3 protein-coding genes, 1 tRNA gene and 1 pseudogene are annotated in these 4133 nt (G+C 55.4%); 2 read left to right on the forward strand and 3 right to left on the reverse strand.

Annotated features, from left to right (window positions below):
* The first annotated feature begins 489 nt into the window (after positions 1-489).
* Entirely contained in the window at positions 490-1083 is a 594-nt protein-coding gene (locus B5F33_RS10670) for an Ltp family lipoprotein (protein WP_087411804.1), read from the forward strand.
* Between the two features lie 516 nt (positions 1084-1599).
* Here the strand turns inward: B5F33_RS10670 and B5F33_RS11045 are convergent.
* The 3 genes and pseudogenes from B5F33_RS11045 to B5F33_RS10680 form a co-directional block, all read right to left on the reverse strand.
* Positions 1600-2133: an S-layer homology domain-containing protein gene (locus tag B5F33_RS11045; RefSeq protein ID WP_255376272.1), complete on the reverse strand. Its 534-nt coding sequence runs from the start codon at positions 2131-2133 to the stop codon at positions 1600-1602.
* Between the two features lie 33 nt (positions 2134-2166).
* Positions 2167-2922, reverse strand: a pseudogene (locus B5F33_RS11050) (ABC transporter ATP-binding protein); the annotation flags it as partial.
* A gap of 13 nt (positions 2923-2935) precedes the next feature.
* Positions 2936-3769: an ABC transporter permease gene (locus B5F33_RS10680; RefSeq protein WP_239285067.1), complete on the reverse strand. Its 834-nt coding sequence runs from the start codon at positions 3767-3769 to the stop codon at positions 2936-2938.
* 136 nt (positions 3770-3905) lie between these two features.
* Here B5F33_RS10680 and B5F33_RS10685 point away from each other — a divergent pair.
* Positions 3906-3980: transfer RNA gene (locus B5F33_RS10685), tRNA-Asn, on the forward strand.
* Positions 3981-4133: the final 153 nt, after the last annotated feature.

Below are 4133 nucleotides of genomic sequence, written 5' to 3' on the forward strand. Positions count from 1 at the left end.
CGAATCCTACACCTGCGGGGACGCGTCCGGAAGGCCGCCCGCAAGGGCGCGCCCCCGTCGCGCTAGGTGCGGAAACGCCCTGATCGCTCAAAGCGTTTCGCTGAGGTTGAAAATCAACCCCAAAAACGCTACGTTTTATGTAATTGGGACAAATACGGGAGAACGGGGGACATTCGTAGATATGCATAAATGACCCTCCCATCAAATTGTGAACTGAATTTGGAATACAGATTAAGTCGCTTTCCTAAAAGGCAAAGTACTTAAACGTTTATGGCCATCCTCACCCGATGCCGAGGAACACCTAATGAGCAAATCGACTGAATGGTGCCAATTTATGCAAATCCAAAGACGTATAAAAGCGAGAATCGAATCCAACCAAAGGATTCGACAGATTCTGAAAGGTCGCTACTTTCGCAAACGATGTATTGTGATGGTATGAATAAGTTGTAGAAAATCCGGCTAGGGCCGGAAAGGTCTAGGAGGGAAGATATGAGAGTCAACACAAGGATAGCAGCGACGGTAGCCTTAGGTCTGGCGCTTGCATCGTCATCAGGCATCGCTGGATGCAGCTCTGAAACTGCGAGCAGTGGCAGCGCTCCCGCTCAAGAACAGATTCAGGAGACGCAGGAGACTCCCGCAAAGCCCGAAGGGATGACTGCGTCTCAAGAGCAGGCGTACAACAAAGCGCAGCAGTACCTCTCGACGATGCCGTTCTCGTATTCCGGGCTGATATCCCAGCTCGAGTTCGATAAATTTAGCACTGAAGACGCGACGTTTGCTGCAGACAACTGCGGAGCAGACTGGTCGGAGCAGGCCTTAAAGAAAGCTGAACAGTACATTAAGACCATGCCTCTTTCCCAAAGTGGCCTCGCTGATCAGTTGGTTTTCGACGGTTTCTCTGAGGATGACGCTAACAACGCCGCTGCAAACTGTGGCGCCGATTGGAGCGAGCAAGCAGCCAAGAAGGCGCAGCGGTACCTTGACACCATGTCTTTCTCGCATGACGGCCTGGTCGATCAGCTTATGTTTGACGGCTTCACACAGGAAGAAGCCGAATACGGCGTTTCACAGACAGGCATATAGTCGATAAAAATCAAACGAGCCCCTTTTCTCCTGAGAACTTGGCGTTGATTTAGAAAAGGGGCTCAACAACCACCTGAAAGGCCGCTGCACGATTGCGGTTCAAAAGGGAGTCGAAATGGTAAAGCGCGAGCGAACCGCAAGAACCACTAACAAATTCCTGATACAAAAGTGCTAACTAGACTTGTCGGACCAAGCATGCGTCTGCCTAATCTTCGTAATATGAATATGCTGACGTCTCGCCAACGCTCAGTAATATTCCGGAATCGAACCCGATTCTGAAACAAAAGTGAGTCACAAGGAGAATGGCGCTCAGCGACGCTCAGTTTTGTTCCATTCATATCTCACGACGCCGATAAATAATCTGAAGGTATCACTAGAATCATCAATTAAGACAAAACGGTCGAGATACCGGGCTAACGAGTAAACAGTATTTCCTGCATATTTACGCAGAAAGCCCTCCCGGGGACATCCACCGCGGGAGGGCTTGAGCGCTACTTCGTATTAGTCGGCCGCGTGCTACCGGACCAGTCGATACAGCATGGCCGCAGCCTCGGCCTTCGTGCAGACGTCGTTCGCGCGAATGGCAATGCCGTTGACGACGCCCGCCTGGACCGCCCAGGCAACGCCCGGCTGAGCCCAGCCCGGCGTGTCCTGCCAGTCGTCAAGCGCGGGCGCCTCCTGGGCACCCTGCCACTTATAGAGCATCTGAATCATCTCGGCGCGCGTAGCGGCGTCGGTAGGCCGGAACATCTCGTCGGGCAGGTTGCCGCCCACGATGTCGTATTCACGTGCCCAGGCGACAGCCTTGCGGAAGAAGAGCGATGCCGCGGCATCGGAGCTCGGCGCATCGATGGGCACCCCCGCCGCGCGAGCGATGGCGCATACGCCCTGGCAACGCTTGAACGGATCGTTCGGACCAAAGTGGTTGACGTCGCGCCCCTCCAGGATACGGCGGGACACCATGGATTCAACCGCCTCGAGATACCAGCCCTCAGGATCGACGTCGATGTACTGGGCGAGGACCTCGGGCAGCGGCTTGTCGGAGGTGATGGGCTCGTCTTCGCCCTCCCCCTTCTCGTGACCGAACTGGTTGCGGTATGCGCGGCAGACCTCTTTGACGGGGCCGTCCATGCGCATATCGCCCTTCTCGATCCAGATAGCACGCTGGCAGATGCGCTCCACCTGACGCATGGAATGGCTCACGAAGAGGACCGTCACGTCGCCCGACTCGATAAAGTGCTGGATGCGACGCTCGCATTTCTGCTGGAAGAACACGTCACCCACCGAGAGCGTCTCGTCGACGATGAGGATGTCGGGCTCGGTGATCGTGGCGATGGCGAACGCGATGCGCGCCACCATGCCGCTCGAGTAGTTCTTCAGCGGCATGTCGACGAAGTCGCGCAGCTCGGCGAACTCGACGATCTCGTCAAAATGCTCGTCGATGAAGGCTTTGGTGTAGCCCAAAAGCGATCCGTTGAGATAGATGTTCTCGCGGGCGGTGAGCTCCATGTCGAAGCCTGCGCCCAGCTCGATGAGCGGCGCTATGTTTCCGCGAACGATGCACTCGCCCTCGCTCGGCTCAAGCACGCCGGCGATGATCTTGAGCATGGTCGACTTACCAGAGCCGTTTGTGCCCACAAGGCCCACGACCTCGCCGCGATGCACCGTGAACGAGATGTGCTTGAGCGCGCGGAACTCCTTGAAGAAGAGCTCGTGGCGCATGATTTTGATGAAGTATTCCTTGAGGTTGTTCAGCTGCTCAGACGCCATGTTGAAGATCATGGTGACGTCTTTGACCTCAATGGCGTTGTCCTGGGTTTCGATGTCGTTCGTTGCCATGCGAGGACCTCTTCTAGATATAGAGAATGAACTTGTGCTCGGTCTTGTGGAAGACGGCATAGCCGAGAACGAGCGCGACCAGCGCCCAACCCGCGCAGAGCGCAACGGTGATGGGCTCGGGGTTGGTCTGCCACAGCAGAATCTGACGCATGAAGTTGAGGTAGTTGTACATGGGGTTTGCGTACATAAGGAGCTGCAGGATGTGGGGCTGCATCACCTTGATGTAGTCGTCCGTCCAGAAGATGGGCGTGAAGTAGGTCCACGCGGTGATGACGACGCTCCACAGGTGGCGCACGTCACGGAAGAAGACGGTCAGAGCCGAAAGCAGCAAACCGAGGCCGGCGCAGAATACCATGAGCAGAAGCAGGCCAACCGGTAGCCAGATAAGGTGCCAGGTGGGCACGATTCGGAACCACAGCATGACGAGCGCTACCGCGATGAGCGAGAAGGCATAGTTCACAAGCGCGAACAGCACCTTCTGGACCGGGAACACGAAGCGGTGCACCTTCACCTTTTTCAGCAACGACGAAGCATCGATGATGGAGGTGAGCGCCGTCGACGTCGACTCGGACATCAGCGAGAAGGTAACGTTACCGATGATGAGGTACAGCGGGTAGAGCTCGGGCGTCACGCTGCCGTTGCGGCCCTGGGCGAAAATGGTGCTGAAGACGACCGCCATGACGATCATCATGAGCAGCGGGTTAAGAACGCTCCATGCCACGCCGAGCACCGAGCGACGGTATTTGATCTTGAAGTCCTTGGAAACGAGTTCTCGCAGGATGAAGAGGTCCTTTTGCGTATCGGACTTCGCATGCGAGATCTTGGGATGCTGCACGTTATCGGCCACAGTCGACGCTCCTCGGCAAGCATGGGGGACAGTTCACGGCATGTCATTCTAGCACAGCAAAATTTTTCAAATTCCTCCTTGCCATCCGTCATGAGTTCTGTATACTAATCCTTGTTGCTTGCGAGCACCAACCAATTCCTCGGTAGCTCAATGGTAGAGCACGCGGCTGTTAACCGCGCTGTTGTAGGTTCGAGTCCTACCCGGGGAGCCAGAATGTTCAAGCCCTTGTCATTTCGACAGGGGCTTTTTTAATATGAGAAAGCCATTGTCAAGAGGCATGACGTTACAGGTCCTGGATTTTCATCCGGGACCTGTAACTACTTCTAGTCGGCTTCGCCTGCATAAGATGCTCGTTAGTCGTCGC

The organism is Collinsella sp. An2, assembly GCF_002160065.1.
In the GTDB taxonomy this organism is placed as follows: domain Bacteria; phylum Actinomycetota; class Coriobacteriia; order Coriobacteriales; family Coriobacteriaceae; genus Limicola.

Excerpts from the sequence above, each read along its gene's own strand:
- B5F33_RS10670 (WP_087411804.1), top strand. The coding sequence starts at position 490 with ATGAGAGTCAACACAAGGATAGCAGCGACGGTAGCCTTAGGTCTGGCG.